The sequence below is a fragment of the Limnomicrobium aquaticum genome (assembly GCF_040545545.1).
GTDB lineage: Bacteria > Pseudomonadota > Alphaproteobacteria > Rhizobiales > Rhizobiaceae > Ensifer_A > Ensifer_A aquaticum.
The window spans coordinates 216,373-236,211 of record NZ_JBEPMB010000006.1; the positions used below are offsets into that span (position 1 = coordinate 216,373).

A 19,839-nucleotide genomic window follows, 5' to 3' on the forward strand; every position below is an offset into this window, starting at 1 on the left:
TCTGCGGGTGGTGTGAAAGTCTGGCGCGGGGGAGAAGCGCCGAAATCCCGGACCCTCGGGCAGGCTCGCGTCACGAGCGCCTCAAAGGGCCGGGCCAATAATTCGGATGATCAAGTTCCACCGGCGCGGCATCATAGCGGCCGCTTTCTAGGCGTTTTTGCGGGAAAATGAAAGGGGCGGCGGCGAAGATTATCGCACTCCCGCCTCGCCCTTGTTCAGGCTCTCACCGGCATCGAACCCGACGCGGTAACGGAGATCGAGCGCAATTGCTGCACATCGCGGTGAAGAAGCTGGTTCGGATCGAAGAGAACGACACGGTCGCGACCGGCGTCCTTGGCGGCATACATTGCCCGGTCCGCAGCGGTGAAAATCCGGTCCATATCGCTTTCCGTTTCTTCAAAAGCGACATAGCCGCCCGAAAACGTGATTGTGAACCAACGGCCGTCACCTGCATCGATGGCCATTGTGGCGACCTTCTCCCGCAGGCTTTCCAAATGCCGTGCTGCGTTGGCGGCATCCAGATCGTTCAGGAGAACGGCAAACTCCTCGCCGCCGAGGCGTCCGAAGACAGCGTTTCGCGGCAAGACGGCCGACACCGCTTTGGAAAATGCAAGCAGGGCATCGTCTCCCGCCCGGTGTCCGTAGCTATCGTTGACCGTCTTGAAATGATCGAGGTCGATGACCGCCAGAACCCCGGAGCGACCAAGACGGCGCGACCAGGCGGCGTAGAAGGCGGAGCGGTTTCGAGCGCCGGTCAGGCTGTCGTAGGTGGCCAGATGACGCTGCCTTTCCTTCGCGCGCTCAAGCTTGACAACCAGCGTCATCAGGAACGCGGTCAGATTGAGCAGGACAAGCGGAATGGTGGTAATTTCGAGCCAGACGGAGACCGGCTTGCCCTCGACGAAGCGAACGGGAAACAAGAGGGCGAGTGGAGCGACCGCCAGATAGGTTCCCGCGTAAGCCCCCAGCGACCAGGCTGCGAAGCGCCCGAAGCGCAGGCGTTCGCTACGTGCGCCGACGCATACCGTGCGGGCGGCGACGAACAGGTTGATCGAACTCCCAAAGTAGAGCATCCAGATGCCGTCCTGCTGGTTGCCCGACAGAAATTTGGTGAGGTAAACGGCCGTTCCCGTGCCAAAGGCGACAAGAAGCACGCCGCCAGGGCGGGCCTGCTGCCCGAAAAGCTGGCGATAGCCGAGCGCGAGATAGCCGCTCGCCGCGGTCGTGATAATGCCGCCGATATAGCCGCCGATCTGCAGGGGTATGACGTCGCCGGAAATCATCAACAGCGAGCCGCAAAGCTGCAGGAGGCTCGCAAGGAACCAGTTGCGTGTCTCGACCCCGGATTCGTCCGCAAACCATGCAAGGCCGGTTACAAAGCAGACGAACAGGGTAATGCCCGTCGAGAATACGAATACCGTCGTGAAATCCAGCATTGATGCCGTCAGCCCCTGCTTGTTGTCATTAGACAACCTTAGAAAGCTGAAAACAATATCTATCTGTCCATGTTTTTGAAATTGCTGCGACAAGAGTGAACGAAATACTGCCGTCAGCCCTTGCTGGCCGGGATCGGCTTTGCCGGTGCAGCGAAGAAATCGGCCTGGCTCAGAAACCGGGCCACGAATATCCCCACCAGCATCGCGGCGACAAAGATCAGCGCAGTTGCGTGGCCGAAACCAAGCGCCGGAATGGCCGCACCAGGGCAGAATCCTGCTATGCCCCAGCCGATGCCGAAAACGGCCGAGCCGCCGACCAGCTTGCGGTCGATGAATTTCGCCTTGGGCAGGACAAACGTCTCACCGAATACCGGCTTCTGCCGGCGGCGGAAAATCAGGGCGTAGCCCGGAACGGCAATCGACAACGCGCCGGCCATGACGAAAATGAGGCTGGGGTCGAATGTGCCGGCGAGGTCGAAGAAATTCAGCACCTTGGCCGGATTGCCCATGCCCGATACGACGATGCCGAGGCCAAACAGCGCCCCGATGAGAAAGACGGTGATGTAGCGCATCAGAAGCCTCCGAAGATGTGGCGGACGACAAAGGTCGTCAGGAAGGCGAAAGCCATGAAGGTGAGCGTGGCGGCGGCCGAGCGCTTCGAGAAGCGTGCAAGCCCGCAGATACCGTGGCCAGACGTGCAGCCGGAGCCGAAGGTGACGCCAATGCCGGTGACGACGCCGCCGACGATCACCGCATAAACCGGGACAGGTGATGCGAAGTCCAGCCTGATACCGGAGATGGCCAGGATCGCAGGCGCCAGCACTGCGCCCGCCAGAAAGGTTGCCTTCCATGCCCAGTCACGATCAAGCGGGGGCAGTATGCCGCCCAGAATGGCTGTCATGCCGGCAATGCGCCCACAGAAGTACATGAGCGCAACCGCGGACAGGCCGATCATGAGGCCGCCGGCGAAAGACATGAGGGGCGTGAACTCCGTCATGGGAAAACCCTCGAGTGAAAATTATTTGCCATAGAATAGGACGAGCGGCGCGAAAACATAGGTTTCGCTTTATGTTTTTGCCCGGTTTCGGGAAACGTTTTTGCGCAAGCCGATGTTTTGTCGGACAGCCGTTACGCCACCGGGAAACAGAGCTTGAGATCGAGCTCGCTTAACGGACGGACGCCCGCCAGCAAGGCCTTGGCCTCTTCCTTGTCCCGCTTCATCTGCTCGACCAGCGGATCGAGCCCGTCGAATTTCAGTTCCGGCCGCTGGAAGCCGAAGAGCGAAACGGAGGCGACTTCGCCATAGAGATCGCCTTCGAAGTCGAAGAGGAAGGTTTCCAGCAGCGCACGGCCATTGCTGGTGACGGTCGGGCGGAAACCGTAGCTTGCGACGCCATCGTAGAGGCTGCCATCGGGCCGGCGGTAACGCACGGCATAGATGCCGGCTTTAAGCGGGTTTTCGAGCGGCAGTTCCATATTGGCGGTCGGGAAGCCGAGCGTGCGACCGAGCTTCTGCCCGTGGCAAACCTCGGCCTCGACCGTATAGCGGTAACCCATCAGCCCGGCGGCATCGACGACATCGCCGCTGGAAAGCATGTCGCGAATGCGGGTCGACGAAACGATGTCGGTGTTCTCATCGCGGAATGCATCAACCAGCGTCACGTCGAAGCCGTGGCGCTTGCCGGCTTCCATCAGAAAGGCCGGGCCGCCTTCCCTGCCCTTGCCGAAATGAAAATCGAAGCCGGTGACGACATGCGAGGCATGCAGCCAGTCCTGCAGGATGGAGGTGACGAAATCTTCCGCCGAACGCTGCGAGAAGTCACGGTCGAAGGGATATTCGACGACTGAACGGAAGCCGAGCAACTCGATCAGCCGTGCCTTCAGAGGCGCTGGCGTGATGCGGAAGAGCGGCTTGTCGGGATTGAAGACGGTGCGCGGATGCGGCTCGAAGGTCAGAACCAGCGCGGGCACGCCGCGCTTCTCGGCCTCTTCCAGCGCGCGGCCGAGAACGGCCTGATGGCCGCGATGCACGCCATCGAAATTGCCGATTGCGATGACGCCGCCCTTCAGCGCATCGGGCAGAGGTTCGCGTTTCTCGTTGCGATGGAAAACTGTCATTCGCGTCAAGCCAGTCTCGGCATCCACCATGTCGGCGATACCTGTTCGCGTTCAAAATAGGCGTGCATGGCCGCTTCGTCCGTTCGGCCGCCCTGGGCATATTCGCCCGCATGGATGCCGTCGCTGATATAGAGAAGATCGAAGCCGGCGGAAAGCGCACCGCGCACGTCGGTCGGCATGCCGTCGCCGATGGCGAGCACGCGAGCCTGGTCGAAGTCGCCGCGCAGGGCCTTCGCTTCGGCCAGCGCTGCCTCATAGATCGGGCGATGCGGCTTGCCGGCAATGCGTGTCTCGCCGCCGAGTTCGGCATAAAGGGCGGCCATTGCGCCGGCGCAGGGGATCAAGCGCTCGCCGCGCTCGACCACGAGGTCGGGATTGGCGCAGATGAGAGGCACCTTGCGGTCGCGCCAGGCGGTCAGCATGTCGCGATAATCTTCTGGCGTCTCGGTCTCGTCATCGAAGAAGCCGGTGCAGACGATGCTTTCGGCCTCGGCCTCGCCGACGCGCTCGATGTCCAGCCCGTCAAGAAGCGGCAGGTCGCGCTCGGGGCCCAGCAGAAAGACCTTGCGCGGGCCCTCGGCAATCAGGCGGCGGGTCACGTCGCCCGAGGTGATAATGCTGTCATAGGCCGTATCGAGCACGCCGATGGCGCCAAGCTGTGTTTCGACACCGGGTCGCGGACGCGGGGAATTCGTGACCAGAACGACCATTGCCCCCGCCCCTCGGGCCGCGCTCAGCGCCATGCCTGCGAAGGGAAACGGGTCGATGCCATTATGAAGAACGCCCCATACATCGCACAGGATCACATCATACCGGGCGGAAATGTCCGCAAGTCCGCCAATCCGTTCGGCCATTCGTCAAAACCTCAAATATTCTCACCCGGTCAAATCGCAAACCGGCGAAGACTTGGCAAGGGCCTATCGCTGCAGCGCGAAACATCGGGGAACAAAAGTTCGTTTCGTTCATTTACGAGCCATCGAGTTCAACCCGTTTCATAAGGACATTGCCCTTGCAGAACAGAAACAGCTTCCTCTACGTGATCGTTGGCGCGCTTGTCGTCGTCGTTGTGGGCATGAGTGCCTATATCTATAACGAGAAGCAGAAAGAGGACACCGTTCAGCTGAAGATCGGCGAACAGGGCGTTTCTATCGAGAAGAAATAGGCCGCAGCCCCGGTTGCCCGGCCTTTAACCTTCATCAAAAATTCGCGAAAATTTCGGATGGGCCGTTCTTGACTCAAGGACGGCCCTTTCCTATTTCTCCCTCGCTAGCACTCGCCGAGTGCGAGTGCTAATAACATTCGGGTAGGTAACACACCTTCTCTGTCATTTGATCGAGGATTCAAGAATGGCAAGCATCTCTTTCCGTCCGCTTCACGACCGCGTCGTTGTTCGTCGCGTCGAATCTGAAGAAAAGACCCGTGGCGGCATCATCATTCCGGACACCGCCAAGGAAAAGCCGGCTGAAGGCGAAATCGTCGCCGTCGGTTCGGGCGCCCGCAAGGACAATGGCGAAGTTGTCGCTCTCGACGTCAAGGTCGGCGACCGCGTTCTGTTCGGCAAGTGGTCCGGCACTGAAGTCAAGGTGAACGGCGAAGACCTTCTGATCATGAAGGAAGCCGACATCATGGGCGTTATCGGCTGATCGCCGGCGCCTTTCGTCACCCTTTCCAGAAGTCTTGAAATGGGGCAAGCGCCCCGGGAGTTTTTCAAATGGCTGCTAAAGAAGTCAAATTCGGCCGCTCTGCACGCGAGAAGATGCTGCGCGGCGTCGACATCCTCGCCGATGCCGTAAAGGTCACGCTCGGCCCGAAGGGTCGTAACGTTGTTATCGACAAGTCCTTCGGCGCTCCGCGCATCACCAAGGACGGTGTATCGGTCGCCAAGGAAATCGAACTCGAAGACAAGTTCGAAAACATGGGCGCCCAGATGGTCCGCGAAGTTGCTTCGAAGACCAACGACATCGCCGGCGACGGCACCACGACCGCAACCGTTCTGGCCCAGGCGATCGTTCGCGAAGGCCAGAAGGCTGTTGCTGCCGGCATGAACCCGATGGACCTGAAGCGCGGTATCGACCTCGCCGTGTCCGAAGTCGTGAAGGATCTCCAGGCCAAGGCCAAGAAGATCAACACGTCGGAAGAAGTCGCACAGGTCGGCACGATCTCTGCAAACGGCGACGCACAGGTTGGCCGCGACATCGCGGAAGCCATGCAGCGCGTTGGCAACGAAGGCGTCATCACGGTCGAAGAAGCCAAGACCGCCGAAACCGAACTCGAAGTCGTCGAAGGCATGCAGTTCGACCGCGGCTACCTGTCGCCCTACTTCGTGACCAACCCGGAAAAGATGGTCGCTGACCTCGAAGACGTCTTCATTCTCCTCCACGAGAAGAAGCTCTCGAACCTGCAGGCGATGCTCCCGGTTCTCGAAGCCGTTGTGCAGACCGGCAAGCCGCTCCTCATCATCGCTGAAGACGTCGAAGGCGAAGCGCTTGCGACCCTCGTCGTCAACAAGCTGCGTGGCGGCCTCAAGATCGCTGCCGTCAAGGCTCCGGGCTTCGGCGACCGCCGCAAGGCCATGCTGGAAGACATCGCCATCCTGACGGGCGGCACTGTCATCTCCGAAGACCTCGGCATCAAGCTCGAAAACGTTACGCTCGACATGCTCGGCCGTTCCAAGAAGGTTTCGATCTCCAAGGAAAACACGACGATTGTCGACGGCGCTGGCGCCAAGGCTGAAATCGAAGGCCGCGTTGCCCAGATCAAGGCCCAGATCGAAGAAACCTCTTCCGACTACGACCGCGAAAAGCTGCAGGAACGTCTTGCCAAGCTCGCTGGCGGCGTTGCCGTCATCCGCGTTGGCGGTGCAACGGAAGTTGAAGTTAAGGAACGCAAGGACCGCATCGACGACGCGCTCAACGCAACGCGCGCTGCCGTTCAGGAAGGCATCGTCCCCGGCGGCGGTACTGCCCTGCTGCGTTCGTCCACGAAGATCACCGTCAAGGGTGCAAACGACGACCAGGAAGCCGGCATCAACATCGTTCGCCGCGCTCTTCAGTCGCTGGTTCGCCAGATCGCTGAAAACGCAGGTGACGAAGCTTCGATCGTTGTCGGCAAGATCCTCGACAAGGACAACGACAACTTCGGCTACAACGCCCAGACGTCCGAATATGGCGACATGATCGCCATGGGCATCGTCGACCCGGTCAAGGTTGTCCGCACGGCTCTCCAGAACGCGGCTTCGGTTGCTTCGCTCCTCATCACGACGGAAGCGATGATCGCCGAAATCCCGAAGAAGGAATCGGCTGGCGGCATGCCTGGCGGCATGGGCGGCATGGGCGGCATGGACATGATGTGATCCATCTCCCCCAAAGGGATTGGACGAAAGGGCGGTCTTCGGGCCGCCCTTTTGTTTTTCAGGTACCTGAAGCCTATGACATCAACTGGATGAACAGAATTTTGACAGAAGAGACCGGAGCGCAGGTTGGGTTAAGTTGCGTTCTGTCAATTTTAGCGCAATCTCGGCTACTCATCCGGGAAAGTTTACCAAAAATATCACGCATGAGGCGAGAAATTGGGTTATTTCGGCGAACTTAACTCTTTTGCCATCTTTAATTGCTTCATTGTGTTCTAATTTGAAACATAGGGATGGCGCGATGCGGGGATAGAGGCGACCCTGCACACGCTGGAAACGACCCGCTGACGTCAGGCGGATTCGATGTCCAATCCCGCGCAATGCCCGGACATGTTCGTGCCTGAGACCGGGTTTAGACGGACATTGAGGTCGTAAACCGAAATTCATTTAGTCTGGAGTGTTCCCAGGTGTTTAAAATCGCACGGTCCACCGCTTCCCGTCCGCAAGGGGTCGGCAAGGATGACCTGCCGATGCTGTCGCAGTTCTGTTTTTCCGAAGCCTGGTCGGGCGATCTGTCGACAGGGTTGCTGAAGCTCGGGACACGCGCAGTTGCCATGCATGGTCTGGACAGCGGCGAATGCGGCCTCCTGAACCTTGTCCGTCGCTATGAAGCAAACGACCGCAGCAAGCTTCTCGAACTCTTCGAGCAGGCGACGACGCACTCATCGTCCTTCTGCTTCTCGACGACCATTCACAACCCGCTGAACGGACGCCGCCAGCCGGTGTTCTGTATCGGGGAATCGACAGGGCTGGAGCGCAAATATTCCGGCACCATCTACGGTGTCTTCCTGTTCCCGCATTTCACGCTCAACCAGGATGCGTCGACGGGGAGCCAAGGGCTCCCGTCCTGAAGATGACGCTCAACAGTTTGTCATGATCGCGCAGACCGGCTGCGCGATCATGACCATCGCATCGATGCGAAAGCGGGGCGCCGAAATATTCAAACTGTTTGTTGCTTCAAACCGGGCGTGCCGGGATGTTGAAGGCCTTGACCATGGCCGGGCGCGTCAACCCGCGATCCATCCAGGCCTTGACCGCCGGGAAGTTGTCGATACCCACCAGTTCGCCTGCCTCGTAGAAACCCGTCAGTGCGCGGAGCCAGGGCAGGATGGCGATATCTGCAATCGTATATTCGCTGCCCATGATCCAGTCACGACCGGCCAGCCGCGTGTCCAGAACGGCGAGAAGGCGCTTCGCCTCGCCGACATAACGCTCGCGCGGGCGCGGATCCTCGATTTCCTTGCCGGCGAACTTGGTGAAGAAGCCGAGCTGGCCGAACATCGGTCCGACGCCGCCCATCTGGAAATGCAGCCAGCCGATGGTTTCCCACTTGAGCGTCGGGTCTTTGGGCAGAAACTTGCCGGACTTTTCAGCCAGATATTCGAGGATGGCACCCGATTCGAACAGGCCGAGCGGCTTGCCGCCGGGGCCATGCGGATCGAGGATGGCGGGGATCTTGTTATTCGGATTGAGCGACAGGAATTCCGGCGTCATCTGATCGTTCTTGCCGAAATCAACGAGATGCGGTTCGTAGGCCAGGCCCGTCTCTTCGAGCATCGCCGAGACCTTGATGCCGTTCGGGGTGGGCAGCGAATAGAGCTGGATGGCATCGGGATTGGTGGCCGGCCAGCGCTGGGTGATCGGAAAATCGGCTAGGCTTGTCATGAGATGTCTCCTTGAGGGGTGGGATGGGACGAATGCGGCGGGTGGCGCAATGTGGAGCCAGGCGGCTCAAAATTCAATCTCCGCTCACAAAAGTTTGATGGCGTTTTCGTTCATCAATATTGAACAATCAGTGTAGTATTTTTCACCTTTCAGACGACAATCAAAACTGTTACCTCTTAGTCAACTTCAACCCCGAGGTAACAAAATCATGAACAATTACATTCTCTTAGTCGCCCGAATTCTGCTTTCCTTCATGTTCATCCTGTCCGGATTCGGCAAGCTGACCGACCCGGCCGGTACGGCTCAAATGATCGCTGATGCGGGTCTCCCTGCGGCCTCTGCGCTCGCCTATCTCGCAGGCATTTTTGAACTCGTTTCCGGCCTTCTCGTTCTCGTCGGGTTCCAGACGCGCCTTGTCGGCTTTGCGCTGGCTGCCTTCTGCGTCTTCACTGGCTTCATGTTCCATGCCGGCACCGTTGCCATTCCGGGCTGGCCCGACGCGGCGCTCGGCTGGATCAACACGCTGAACCAGATCATGCTCATGAAGAACCTGACGCTTGCTGGCGCCTACCTCTTCCTCGCCACGTTTGGTCCCGGCGCTCTCTCGCTCGACGCCCGCCGCGGCACGACCTACGCGGTCGCCGCGTAAAGCAATTCCAGCAAAACTGCATTGCGGTTTTGCGTCCGGAATTGCGAACAAAACAAGAGCCCTACCCCATGGAAGAGCAGCCCGCCGGAGCGATCCGGCGGGTTTTTCATGTTCAGAGCAATCGAAACTTCAGAGCGCGGTGCGCACGGCGGCGATGATCTTCGCGACCGTTCCGTTGCCCTCATGCTCGGGCTTGCGGGCGCGGACAAGGCAGGCCTCCGACTTGAGGATCACGCCGTCGGACAGGATCTTGAGGTGGTTGGCGCGCAGCGTCGAGCCGGTCGAGGTGATATCGACGATGATATCGGCCTGCCCTGCCGCCGGCGCACCTTCGGTCGCGCCCAGGCTCTCGACGATGCGATAGAGCTGGATGCCGTGCGTGGCGGAGAAGTGCTGCTGCGTCAGGCGCCAGTATTTCGTGGCGATCTCCAGCCGGCGGCCATGGCGGGCGCGGAAGTCGGCGGCGACATCGCCGAGATCGGCCATGGTGTCGACATCGAGCCAGATTTCCGGCACGGCGACGATGACATCGGCGTGGCCGAAGCCGAGACGGGCGGCGAATTCGACGCGCGTGTCGACCTCCGCCCATTCCTCGCGCATCAGGTCCTCGCCGGTGACGCCGAAATCGACAAGGCCGCTGCCGACCTCGCGGGAGATTTCGGAGGCCGAGAGAAAGGCGATCTCGACATCGTCCCAGCCCTCGACGCGGCCGCGATAGGAGCGGTCATTGCCGACGCTGACAATGGTCATGCCGGCGCGGGCAAAGATGGCCGAGGCATCTTCCTTCATCCGGCCCTTGGAGGGCAGCGCGATGGTGATGGTCATGCGGCCTCTCCCTTGGTTGCCTCAATGCGATCCAGCCAGAGCGAGAAGCCGACAGCCGGAATGTGATCCGTCGCGCCCAGCAGCGTCAGCATCCGGTCATAGCGACCACCGCCGGCGAGAACTGCTGGCTTGCCGGCCTCGGCAATCTCGAAGACGAGGCCGGTGTAATAATCCAGCGGACGGCCGAAGGCGGCGCGATAGGTGATGGCAGAGAAATCGACGCCGGCATTGGCCAGCGCCGCAGCCCGCGCATCGAAACGCGACAGCGCGCCATCAAGCTTGAGGCCCGCCGCATCGGCAAAACCGGCAAGAGCTGCCGCCGCATCGGCGAAGGGCAGATCGAGCGACAGGAACTCTTCCAGCACGTCGAGCGCTCGTGGGTCGAGACGCGTTGCGGCGAGCGCACGCTTCTCGGCAAGGCGGTTGGCGATTTCGCGCGGCGTACGGCTGGCATTGGTCAGATAGCCGGTCGCGTGCATCGTCTCTTCGACATGGGCAGCCAGCGCATCGAGACTGCCGGAGGCCAGCATCGCCTCGATGTCTGCCGCAAGCGGCTGGGCAGGTTGCGGCTCGGCGAGTTCGCCCAAGAGCATTTCGATCTGCATGGCGTTGCCGAAGGCGTGGATCAGCCGCTTCTGCCAGCCGGTCGGCAGGCCGAGCGCCTTGACCACGGCCTCGAAGACCGACTGGTCGCCCAGCGTCGCGGTGAATTTGCGGCCCGGCAGCGCCAGCTTGAGGCTCGCGAAGGCATCCGAGATGGCGCGCGCATCGGCGCTGGCGACATCGCGATCCCCAAGGTCTTCGATGCCGGCCTGATAGAACTCGTTCGCCCCTTCGCGGCGCTGGCGGAAGACCTGGCCGAGATAGGCATAGCGCTTCGGCGTGCCGGTGGCGCTTTCGATATGCTGGAGGCAGACGGGGATCGTGAACTCCGGACGCAGGCAGAGGCTCGCGCCGGTGTCGCTCTCCGTCAGGAAAATGCGCCGCCGCAGGTCCTCGCCCGCCATATCGAGAAAGGGCGCGGCCGGCTGGATGACCGGCGTATCGATGCGGCTCGTCCCGCGCTTTTCGAACAGCGCGATGAGGTCGGGCGCGAAGGTGGGGAGCTTGGCGACGGGCATGAAGTTACAACACAGCTATCGTGGGATTGGCCGCAAGGTAGCTGCTAATCCGCGCTTTCGCGTTTCTCAACAGATCCTCCGGTGGCTCCTCATACCCTTCAGCAGTCTCATTCCCCAACACTTTTATCTTTTCAAAGCGGGGGACGAGATAACAAAGGATATCCTCAAGAAAATAATCAGCGAGCGTCAATCCGCGCGTGAAGACCACCACATCGCGATCTCCTTCATAGCTGCGGGCTCTTACTTCAGTACCCATATGCGGGTCACGAAAGAAATAATCCATGAAATTATAGGCTTGGTCGTAGAGGCCATCGCTGTGGCGCATGATGAGCTCGCTCCTGTGCTCAATGCGCACAGGCTCGGCAAAACCGTTCGTCTGCCACATCTGAAGAATGTCGCCGGTCTGGCCGGTCATTTCGCCACTCAACCGCTGCATGAGCTCAATGCGGTTGCCGAAAGGATCAAACACATGGCGACGGCGATAGCCTGCAATGCCCACATCCTCCTGCAACCGACAACCCGCTCCCTCAAGAATGCGGCAAACAATATCGAGATTGTCGAGTAGAATGGCCGGATGGGCTTTCAGCGCAGGCCGGAAATCCTTCTCGACACCCAGATGCAGCCGCGCATATCCCGCCTCGAACCAGCAGCCGCCCCGGCCCGCAAGGCTCTGAGGCTTGTCTACTTCACGAAACCCGAGCAGACCGGCATAGAAGGCGCGCGCACGATCCTCTCCGCCTTCAGGAATCGCGAGCTGGACGTGGTCGAGCGCGAGAACGGCCATTACTTCCCGCGCGCCCTGTCTTCCGCCTGGTGGCTGAGGATTTCCTTGACCCTGGCGACCAGCTCGGCTTCCGGCACAACGATCTGCGCGACGCGGGCTTCGCGCCATTCGGTGTTGTCGGTTATTTCGCCGGAGAGGCGCTTGCCTTCGATCAGGTCCTTGATCTGCACTTCACCGTTCGCGCGCTCGTCGCCGCCCTGAATGATGGCGATGGGGCAGTTGCGGCGGTCGGCATATTTGAGCTGGTTGCCGAATTTCTTCCAGTTGCCCTGATACATTTCGGCGCGGATGCCTTCATTGCGCAGCGCCTGCGTGAAGCGCTGGTAGCGGCCCATGGCTTCCGCATCGCCATCCATGACGGTGACGAGAACGGGAGCCAGAACCTCGTCCTGACCCAGCTTGCCGAGATTCTTCAGCGCGGTCATCAGGCGAGAGACGCCGATGGAGAAGCCCGTCGCCGGAACCGGCTGGCCCATGAAGCGGGAGACGAGACCATCATAACGACCGCCGCCGCCGACCGAGCCGAAGACGACCTTCTCGCCCTTTTCATTGGTGACGTCAAAGGTGAGTTCGGCTTCGTAGACGGGGCCAGTGTAGTATTCGAGGCCGCGGACGACGGAGGGGTCGATCTTGATGCGGTCGGGGCCGTAGTCAGAGGCGTGAACTATGGTCCGAATAGTGGAGAGTTCCGCTATCCCCTCAGAAAAGCGCTCGTTCGCGACGAGACGGTTACCGTCGTAAGGAAACAGAGCGTGAGGCATCAGCTTCGTACCGACGCTTTCAGCGCCATCCGCAAATCCGATTTCACGGCTTTGGATACTCACTGTTGAGTGGAGAAACCCAATCAGAAGGGTAATGTCGTCACTGTTAAGCCCAGCACCCTTGGTGAAGTCGCCGCTTTCATCCTTTCGGCCTTCGCCGAGCAGAAGGCGCACTCCTTCAGGGCCGAACTTGTCGAGCTTATCGATGGCGCGCAGCACCGTCAGCCGCTGCCCAGCCTTGTCGTCCCCGCCAAGCCCAATGGCCTCAAGCACACCATCAAGCACCTTCCGGTTATTCACCCGGATCACATAATCGCCGCGCTTGATGCCGAGCGCTTCGAGCGTGTCTGCCATCATCATGCACATTTCGGCATCCGCCTGGACGCCCGGCGCGCCAACGCTATCGGCGTCGAACTGCATGAACTGGCGGAAGCGGCCGGGGCCGGGCTTTTCGTTGCGGAAAACGTAGCCGGCGCGGTAGGTGCGGTAGGGAAGCTGGATGTCGTTGAAATTCTCCGCCACATGGCGGGCGAGCGGCGCGGTGAGATCGTAGCGCAGCGACATCCACTGCTCGTCGTCGTCCTGCAGCGAGAAAACGCCCTCATTGGGGCGGTCGCTGTCAGGCAGGAACTTGCCGAGCGCGTCGGTATATTCGAAGAGCGGCGTTTCGACCGGGTCGAAGCCGTAGCGCTCATAGACCTCGCGGATTTTCGCGGTCATTTCGTTGACGGCGCGGATGTCGGCGGCCTCGCGGTCGACAAAGCCACGCGGCAGGCGGGCCTTCAGCTTTTGGGGCTTTTTCTTGTTGTCGCTCATGGGTCTGCCTGTGTTTTCTGATCTGCTAGGAGTGGCCGGTGTCTTAGAGGATCGAGCGCCTTGCGGCAAGCCTTGCGAGGCTGGCGAAAGGGGCGTCAAAGTGCTATGGTGCCGCAGTTTAACGGATCAGCCCCATGAACAAGCGCGTCATCATCGAAATGCCGGAGGAAATCCATGACCTCATGGAGGCAGAAGCTGCGCGCGGCGGCATGAAGCCGGACGCCTATGTCCTCGATCTCATCGTCGAGCGGCTCGAAGACCTGCACGATATTGCGCTCGCCGAAGCGGCACTGGAGCGCATTCGCTCGGGCGAGAGCAAGGTGGTGAGCGGCGAGGAATTCTGGCGTGGCCTGGACGATTGAGTACAATGCGGCCGCCCGCAAGTCCGTCGAAAGACTCGACAGCGAAGTGAGAAAACGCATCAAGCGTTTTCTGGAGGAGCGCGTGGCCGTTCTCGAAGACCCGCGGCAGATCGGCGATGCCCTCAAGGGCACGGCACTCGGCCACCTCTGGCGATACCGCGTCGGTGACTATCGCGTTCTATGCGATATTCAGGATAACAAACTTGTTGTGCTGGTCGTCGATATCGACCATCGCAAGCAAGTGTATCGTTAGCAAAATGATCCTCGAAGCCCTCCATTTTTCGGCTGCCCTTGCCGTCTCCTCGCTGCGCAAGCCGCGCGAGATTGCCGGCTCCGTGGGCCTGTGGTCGCGGGCGCGGCGCTGCGCCAAGGCGTGGGCGCCGCATGAGGAGAATTGCCAGGGCTTTATCGAGGAGAAGGTGGGGCAGATCGTCGAGCGGCGGAGCGTTGCGGTGCTGGGTTCGGGGCTGCTGCGCGATGTGCCGCTCGACTATCTCGCGAAAGCCTTCCAGACGGTCACCCTTTACGATCTCGTGCATCTGCCCTCGGCGCGGATGAAGGTGCGGCGGCTGGGGCGGGAGAATGTCAGTCTCGTTGAGCGCGATCTTGCCGGCGGGCTGGAGTTTCTGAAGGCCGAGGGTGCGCCCGATCTGGTCATTTCCGCCTGCCTTCTTTCGCAGATGGCGCTGCATGCGAGCGATCCCGCTGCCGTCGTGCGGCGGCATCTGGCAGATCTCCTCGGTGGACCCTGGGTGACGTGTCTGATCACGGATACCGGGTATGAAATCCGCAATCGCACGGGGGAAGTTGTCGGAACGGGCGACCTTTTGGGCGGCGAGCCCCCTCCTCCGGCGTTTCGGGCGTGGGAGTGGACGGTGGCGCCGTTCGGAGAGGTGACGCGGGACACGGAGACGGTGCATCGGGTGATTGCGGTTTGAGGGTTGGGCGGCTAGGTTTCGGAGGGGGAAATTAAGCCCCCCTCTGGCCTACCGGCCATCCCCCCACAAGGGGCAATCGCATGTCGCTATCTCGGGCAAGGAGGCACCGCGATTGGAGAGCTATCGGCGTTCAAGGGTCCATGCCTGCCGCAAAGCATGTTTAAAAGAATTTACGACGGAACCTGTGAGGCAGATTACTATCTGAAATTTCATGAAAAAATACCTGAAAATTGTTATCGAAATAATATTTTTGTTTATATTTTCAAATATATTTATTAGATATTCATCATATATTTTATTTTCTATACTTATTTACCTTGATAAAAACGATGGAATTTCCCCATTTATAGAATATAGTGAATTTGAGAAAATTATATTTTATTCTTTGTGTTTATTATATATTATTTTTATAATATCTATTTTTGGATTTATTTTATTTCGTATGCGGGTTTTTGGTTTTGGTATTTTTATATTAATATCATTGCCAATATTTATAATGCTTACATATGAAACTCAGAAATACGCTTTCACTTGGATTAGAATTTAATATTACAAAAAAGGCGAAAATTGGTATTTTTAATGACTGCGCCGAACGGAGTTGGGCGATGAGGGGTTGCCATCTCCCGATGTGGTTAGTCTCCCCTCATCCGGCCTTTCGGTCGCCTTCTCCCCGGTGGGAGAAGAGCAACGATCAGCTTGGGAGAACACACGATGAGCCCGCAGGCCATCACCACGATCGGGTTCGATGCGGATGATACGCTCTGGCAGAACGAGCAGTTTTTCCGCTTCACCGAGCAACAGTTCGGCGAGATGCTGGCCGACTATGCCGAAGCCGAGCATATTTCCAAGCATCTGCTGGAGGTCGAGAAGCGCAATCTCGGGCAATACGGGTTCGGCATCAAGGGCTTCACGCTGTCGATGATCGAGACGGCCATCGAGATCACAGACGGTAGGGTGCCGGCGGCGACCATCGAGAAAATCCTGAGCGTCGGGCGCGAGATGCTGTCGCATCCGGTCGAAACGTTGCCGCATGTCCATGACACGCTGGAGGCGTTGGCCGGCGACTACCGGCTCGTGCTGATCACCAAGGGCGACCTGTTCGATCAGGAACGCAAGCTTGCCCAATCGGGCCTTGGCGATTTCTTCGCGCAGGTCGAGATCGTTTCCGACAAGTCGGCGACCACCTATCGGCGCATCTTCCATCACGCGACCGGCGGGCCGGAGCGCGCCGTCATGGTGGGCAATTCGCTGAAATCCGATATCGTGCCGGCCATTGCGGCGGGAAGCTGGGGCGTCTACGTTCCGCATCCGCTGACCTGGGCCTATGAGCATGTGGAGCCGCCGCATGAGGCGCCGCGCTTCCGCGAAATCCCGGATCTGAGCCAGCTGATCCCGCTGATCGAGACATTTGACTGAGGCTGCCATGCGCACATTCGATGAAATCTGGGCCATTTCTTCCAGCCGCCAGGGCGGCGACGCGGCGCTGGAGGCGCAGCTTTCCAAGCCGAAGACGAGCGACGAACTGAAAGCCACGCCGGACGACCGCTATCTGTCGCTGGCAACCAAATGCATCTTCCAGGCCGGGTTCAACTGGAAGGTCGTGGAGGCCATGTGGCCGGGTTTCGAGGCGGCCTTTGAAGGCTTCGATATCGGCCATTGCCTGATGCTGCATGACGAGGATTTCGGGCGACTGGTTAGCGACACCCGCATCGTGCGCCACGGGCCGAAAATTCGCGCCGTGCAGGAAAATGCGCGCTTCTTTGCCGATCTGGCAGAGGAGCATGGCTCGGTCGGGGCGTTTCTGGCCGATTGGCCGTCGTCGGACTATATGGGGCTGCTGGACGTGCTGAAAAAGCGGGGCACGCGGCTTGGCGGCAATACGGGGCAATATTTCCTGCGCTTTGCCGGAGTCGACAGCTTTATTCTGTCGCAAAGCGTGACGAACCGGCTGATTGCGGAAGGCATCGTCGACAAGGCGCCGGGGTCGAAAAAAGAGAAGGAGGCCGTGCAGGCGGCGTTCAACCATTGGAAGGCGGAGTGCGGCCGCTCGTTCAACGAGATCAGCAAGGTGCTCGGGATGAGCATCGACTGATCATTTCGTCCGATTGAATTCCAGCACAAAATGCGACCCCAGGCCCCGACGCGGGGCCTGCTTGGCGAAGAAGGGGCGGATCAGGAGGTCCATGTCCCGTTCGGCATCAGCAAAGATATGCGCCGGCAGGCGGCGCGAATCCGAAGAATAGAGCGCGTCTTCCGGGACGGGATCGTTGAGATCGAAGATGACGAGATAGGTGAAGCGGGCGGCGGATGCCGTCATGTTGATCGTCATCTCGGCACCGGCCGGCACCTTCATGCGATAGGCGACCGCCTTGCCGCTCCGCGTCCAGCCGGACGTCGTGAGCCGTCCGGCGCTTGGGAGCGTCAGGTTGACCAGTTTCTCGCCGCGATAAAGCTCAGGCTCCACCGCTGCGGCGGGCAGGCTGAGGAGCACCAAGGCAGCCAGCGCGGCAAGAACTCTCTTCATGGACGCACAAACGCCTTTCGTTCCAGCTCTACCGTCTCGCGGCAGCAGCAGCCTTCGATATGGTCGTTGACCATCCCCATGGCCTGCATGAAGGCATAGACGGTGGTCGGCCCGACAAAGGTCCAGCCGCGCTTCTTCAGGTCCTTGGAAAGCCGCACGGAAGCCGGCGTGGTGGGATTGGCGCGCAGGGTGGCAAGGTCGAAAACGGCCGGTCGCTCGTCCGGCTTCGGTTCCCATGACCAGAAATAGCGGGCGAGCGAGCCGAATTCGTCGCGGAGTTCCACCGCACGGCGGGCATTGTTGATGGTCGAGACGATCTTGCCGCGATGGCGAATGATGCCGGCGTCCTGCACTAGGCGCTCGATATCGGCCTCATCGAACAACGCGACCTTGTCGAAGTCGAACCCGGCAAAGGCAGCGCGGAAATTCTCGCGCTTGCGCAGGATGGTGAGCCAGGACAGCCCCGACTGGAAGCCTTCGAGGCAGATCTTCTCGAAAAGCCGGTTGTCATTGGTGACCGGGCGGCCCCATTCCGCATCATGATAGGCAATATAGTCTGGCAGGTTTCCGTGCCAGAAGCAGCGGCCATGCCCGTCGGGACCCTCGATGATGCCTTCAGTCGCCACGTGTCAGCCCCTCGTCCTGCCGATTCATCTTGGGTTAACGGTCTTTTCTAACAGGGCGCTAACCCTGACGAGAGCTTTCCCGAAAGGGACGCATTTTCATGAACGGCCATTTACCATTCAAACGCGCATTTGCGGCACTCTCAAGCCCAACCGCCTCTTTCAGCTCAATGGCATTTTGTAGCGAGTCCGTCCATGATGAAAAAGCTTCTTGTCCTTTCCACGATTGCCGCCGTGCTTGCCGTGTCCACCGAGGGCGCATTCGCAGGCGAGCGCTATCGCGTCGTCGCTCCCGTCGCCACTTCGCAGACCCGCGTGGGCAGCGCACCGATGGCGCCGCAGCCCGTCTATATCACCAGGCCGGCCCGCCAGCCGCTGTTCGGGCCCTCGGTGATCAATGCTCCGTCTTCAACGAGCGCTGACCCTTCCTCAGTCAATATCAGCTACCAGAAGCCGCAGCGCCCGGCAGCGACCAAAATCGATCCGATGTACTTGCCGCAGCAGGTTGCCTATGACGGCAAGGAAAAGCCCGGCACGATCGTCATCGATACGAACAACCGCTTCCTCTATCTCGTCGGCGAGAATGGCCAGGCCCGGCGCTACGGCGTCGGCGTCGGCAAACCCGGCTTCGAATGGGCCGGCAAGCACAAGGTGACCCGCAAGGCCGAGTGGCCGGACTGGACACCGCCGAAGGAAATGATACGGCGCGAAGCCAAGAAGGGGCATATCCTGCCCGCCCATATGGAAGGTGGCGAGGACAATCCGCTGGGCGCGCGCGCCATGTATCTCGGCTCCACCGAATACCGCATTCACGGAACGAATGCGCCCTGGACCATCGGCTATGCAGTTTCTTCCGGCTGTATCCGACTGCGCAATGAAGACGTCGTAGACCTCTACGGTCGCGTCAAGGTCGGGCAGACCGTCATCGTCAAATAAGAACAAGACAAGCCGGGGTCGAAAGACCCAAAAATGTTGGGCTTCCGTTTTGCAACGGAGGCCCTTTTTATGCATTCTTGGCAATTGCAAAGCCTATTTTAGCCTTGCCAAAGGCAAAAACTGCGATAGCTTCGCATCCATTGAATTGGGGAACTCATTATGTCCAGGATCAAATATCTGGTCGGCGCGCTTCTCGCTGCCGCCTTCGTCGTTCCGGCGGCCACCGCAAACGCTGAAGCCAAGCATCGCAAGCAGCAGAGCGAAGACGTCATCTATCTCAAGCAGATCAACCGTGAGGTTCCGGAGAAGTTTAGGCGCCATGTTGTGACCCTTGCGACGAGCGAGCGTCCCGGCACGGTGATCGTCGATACGAACAACAAGTTCCTCTACTACGTTCTCGATGGATCGAGCGCCATCCGATACGGCATCGGCGTCGGTCGCGAGGGCTTTGGCTGGTCGGGTGTCGTCAAAGTCGCCCGCAAGGCCGAATGGCCGGAATGGATTCCGCCGAAGGAAATGATCGCCCGTGAGGCCAAGAAGGGCCACATGCTGCCGGCTCGCATGGATGGCGGCAAGGATAATCCGCTCGGTGCCCGCGCGCTCTACCTCTTCGGCAAGAAGGGTGATTCCGGCTATCGCATCCATGGCACGAACCAGCCCTGGTCGATCGGCCTCAACCTCTCCTCGGGCTGCATCCGCATGATGAACGAGGACGTGACCGACCTTTACAAGCGCGTGCCCGTCGGCTCCAAGGTCATCGTCATCGGCCCTGGCAACAAGCAGGGAAATATCGTGCTGGAAGATCGCGGCACGGATATTCTGAAGACGCTGTTCACGGCGCTCGGCGGCTGACCGTCGGAAAGCAAGGCTTT

Annotated in this window: 23 protein-coding genes and 1 pseudogene; 12 read left to right on the forward strand and 12 right to left on the reverse strand. The window is 59.8% G+C overall.

All coding sequences use genetic code 11. The features are described from left to right. Positions 1–215 precede the first annotated feature (215 nt). The 5 genes from ABID16_RS17915 to ABID16_RS17935 form a co-directional block, all read right to left on the reverse strand. On the reverse strand, positions 216–1,436 hold the full coding sequence (locus ABID16_RS17915) for a diguanylate cyclase domain-containing protein (protein ID WP_354557724.1): 1,221 nt from the start codon (positions 1,434–1,436) through the stop codon (positions 216–218). A gap of 113 nt (positions 1,437–1,549) precedes the next feature. Continuing rightward, complete coding sequence (locus tag ABID16_RS17920) at positions 1,550–2,008, reverse strand: DUF6691 family protein (RefSeq protein ID WP_354557725.1); 459 nt, start codon at positions 2,006–2,008, stop codon at positions 1,550–1,552. Beyond that, positions 2,008–2,433 (reverse strand): YeeE/YedE family protein, encoded by a 426-nt coding sequence (locus tag ABID16_RS17925; RefSeq protein WP_354557726.1) that lies wholly within the window; start codon positions 2,431–2,433, stop codon positions 2,008–2,010. Before ABID16_RS17925 ends, ABID16_RS17920 begins: the two co-directional genes overlap by 1 nt. A 131-nt stretch (positions 2,434–2,564) precedes the next feature. After that, positions 2,565–3,554, reverse strand: a complete 990-nt coding sequence (locus ABID16_RS17930) for a bifunctional riboflavin kinase/FAD synthetase (protein ID WP_354557727.1) — start codon at positions 3,552–3,554, stop codon at positions 2,565–2,567. Positions 3,555–3,559: 5 nt separating this feature from the next. After that, positions 3,560–4,408, reverse strand: coding sequence for a TIGR01459 family HAD-type hydrolase (locus ABID16_RS17935; RefSeq protein WP_354557728.1), 849 nt, complete (start codon positions 4,406–4,408; stop codon positions 3,560–3,562). A gap of 155 nt (positions 4,409–4,563) precedes the next feature. Here ABID16_RS17935 and ABID16_RS17940 point away from each other — a divergent pair, with 155 nt between their 5' ends. The 4 genes from ABID16_RS17940 (at position 4,564) to ABID16_RS17955 (ending at position 7,814) form a co-directional block, all read left to right on the forward strand. Next, positions 4,564–4,716, forward strand: coding sequence for a hypothetical protein (locus tag ABID16_RS17940; RefSeq protein WP_354557729.1), 153 nt, complete (start codon positions 4,564–4,566; stop codon positions 4,714–4,716). A 184-nt stretch (positions 4,717–4,900) separates the two neighbouring features. Continuing rightward, positions 4,901–5,197, forward strand: a complete 297-nt coding sequence (groES, locus tag ABID16_RS17945) for a co-chaperone GroES (protein WP_112694929.1) — start codon at positions 4,901–4,903, stop codon at positions 5,195–5,197. Between the two features lie 68 nt (positions 5,198–5,265). Continuing rightward, on the forward strand, positions 5,266–6,906 hold the full coding sequence (gene groL / locus ABID16_RS17950; RefSeq protein ID WP_354557730.1) for a chaperonin GroEL: 1,641 nt from the start codon (positions 5,266–5,268) through the stop codon (positions 6,904–6,906). A gap of 464 nt (positions 6,907–7,370) precedes the next feature. After that, positions 7,371–7,814, forward strand: a complete 444-nt coding sequence (locus ABID16_RS17955) for a hypothetical protein (RefSeq protein WP_354557731.1) — start codon at positions 7,371–7,373, stop codon at positions 7,812–7,814. A 106-nt stretch (positions 7,815–7,920) separates the two neighbouring features. Here the strand turns inward: ABID16_RS17955 and ABID16_RS17960 are convergent, their stop codons facing one another. Continuing rightward, positions 7,921–8,628, reverse strand: coding sequence for a glutathione S-transferase C-terminal domain-containing protein (locus ABID16_RS17960; protein ID WP_354557732.1), 708 nt, complete (start codon positions 8,626–8,628; stop codon positions 7,921–7,923). Between the two features lie 208 nt (positions 8,629–8,836). Between ABID16_RS17960 and ABID16_RS17965 the strand changes: the two genes are divergently transcribed. Continuing rightward, positions 8,837–9,277, forward strand: a complete 441-nt coding sequence (locus ABID16_RS17965) for a DoxX family protein (protein ID WP_354557733.1) — start codon at positions 8,837–8,839, stop codon at positions 9,275–9,277. Positions 9,278–9,406: 129 nt separating this feature from the next. Here the strand turns inward: ABID16_RS17965 and hisG are convergent, their stop codons facing one another. The 4 genes and pseudogenes from hisG to hisS all read right to left on the reverse strand — a co-directional run bounded on the left by hisG (position 9,407) and on the right by hisS (position 13,584). After that, positions 9,407–10,102, reverse strand: coding sequence for an ATP phosphoribosyltransferase (hisG, locus tag ABID16_RS17970; RefSeq protein ID WP_354557734.1), 696 nt, complete (start codon positions 10,100–10,102; stop codon positions 9,407–9,409). Beyond that, entirely contained in the window at positions 10,099–11,223 is a 1,125-nt protein-coding gene (locus tag ABID16_RS17975) for an ATP phosphoribosyltransferase regulatory subunit (RefSeq protein WP_354557735.1), read from the reverse strand. The genes hisG and ABID16_RS17975 overlap by 4 nt, the downstream gene beginning before the upstream one ends. Before the next feature lie 424 nt (positions 11,224–11,647). Next, positions 11,648–12,007: pseudogene (locus ABID16_RS17980) on the reverse strand (VOC family protein); the annotation flags it as partial. Then, on the reverse strand, positions 12,007–13,584 hold the full coding sequence (gene hisS / locus ABID16_RS17985; protein ID WP_354557736.1) for a histidine--tRNA ligase: 1,578 nt from the start codon (positions 13,582–13,584) through the stop codon (positions 12,007–12,009). The gene hisS and the pseudogene ABID16_RS17980, both read right to left, overlap by 1 nt. Positions 13,585–13,718: 134 nt before the next feature. Here hisS and relB point away from each other — a divergent pair, with 134 nt between their 5' ends. From relB to ABID16_RS18010, 5 genes are all read left to right on the forward strand, one after another. Beyond that, positions 13,719–13,946 carry a type II toxin-antitoxin system RelB family antitoxin gene (gene relB / locus ABID16_RS17990; protein WP_354557737.1) on the forward strand — a complete coding sequence of 76 codons (228 nt, stop codon included), beginning with the start codon at positions 13,719–13,721 and terminating at the stop codon, positions 13,944–13,946. Continuing rightward, positions 13,930–14,199, forward strand: a complete 270-nt coding sequence (locus tag ABID16_RS17995) for a type II toxin-antitoxin system RelE family toxin (protein WP_354557738.1) — start codon at positions 13,930–13,932, stop codon at positions 14,197–14,199. Before relB ends, ABID16_RS17995 begins: the two co-directional genes overlap by 17 nt. A 4-nt stretch (positions 14,200–14,203) precedes the next feature. Beyond that, complete coding sequence (locus tag ABID16_RS18000) at positions 14,204–14,884, forward strand: hypothetical protein (protein WP_354557739.1); 681 nt, start codon at positions 14,204–14,206, stop codon at positions 14,882–14,884. Positions 14,885–15,595: 711 nt separating this feature from the next. Beyond that, a complete protein-coding gene (locus tag ABID16_RS18005; protein ID WP_354557740.1) occupies positions 15,596–16,300 on the forward strand; it encodes an HAD family hydrolase in 705 nt (234 codons plus the stop codon). A 7-nt stretch (positions 16,301–16,307) separates the two neighbouring features. Continuing rightward, a complete protein-coding gene (locus ABID16_RS18010; RefSeq protein WP_354557741.1) occupies positions 16,308–16,976 on the forward strand; it encodes a DNA-3-methyladenine glycosylase I in 669 nt (222 codons plus the stop codon). Here ABID16_RS18010 and ABID16_RS18015 read toward each other — a convergent pair whose 3' ends face one another. Continuing rightward, on the reverse strand, positions 16,977–17,408 hold the full coding sequence (locus tag ABID16_RS18015) for a hypothetical protein (RefSeq protein WP_354557742.1): 432 nt from the start codon (positions 17,406–17,408) through the stop codon (positions 16,977–16,979). Next, positions 17,405–18,034 (reverse strand): DNA-3-methyladenine glycosylase I, encoded by a 630-nt coding sequence (locus ABID16_RS18020; RefSeq protein ID WP_354557743.1) that lies wholly within the window; start codon positions 18,032–18,034, stop codon positions 17,405–17,407. Before ABID16_RS18020 ends, ABID16_RS18015 begins: the two co-directional genes overlap by 4 nt. Before the next feature lie 192 nt (positions 18,035–18,226). Here ABID16_RS18020 and ABID16_RS18025 point away from each other — a divergent pair, with 192 nt between their 5' ends. Next, positions 18,227–18,967, forward strand: coding sequence for a L,D-transpeptidase (locus ABID16_RS18025; protein WP_354557744.1), 741 nt, complete (start codon positions 18,227–18,229; stop codon positions 18,965–18,967). Positions 18,968–19,126: 159 nt separating this feature from the next. Next, on the forward strand, positions 19,127–19,819 hold the full coding sequence (locus ABID16_RS18030) for a L,D-transpeptidase (protein WP_354557745.1): 693 nt from the start codon (positions 19,127–19,129) through the stop codon (positions 19,817–19,819). The last annotated feature ends 20 nt before the right edge of the window (positions 19,820–19,839 follow it).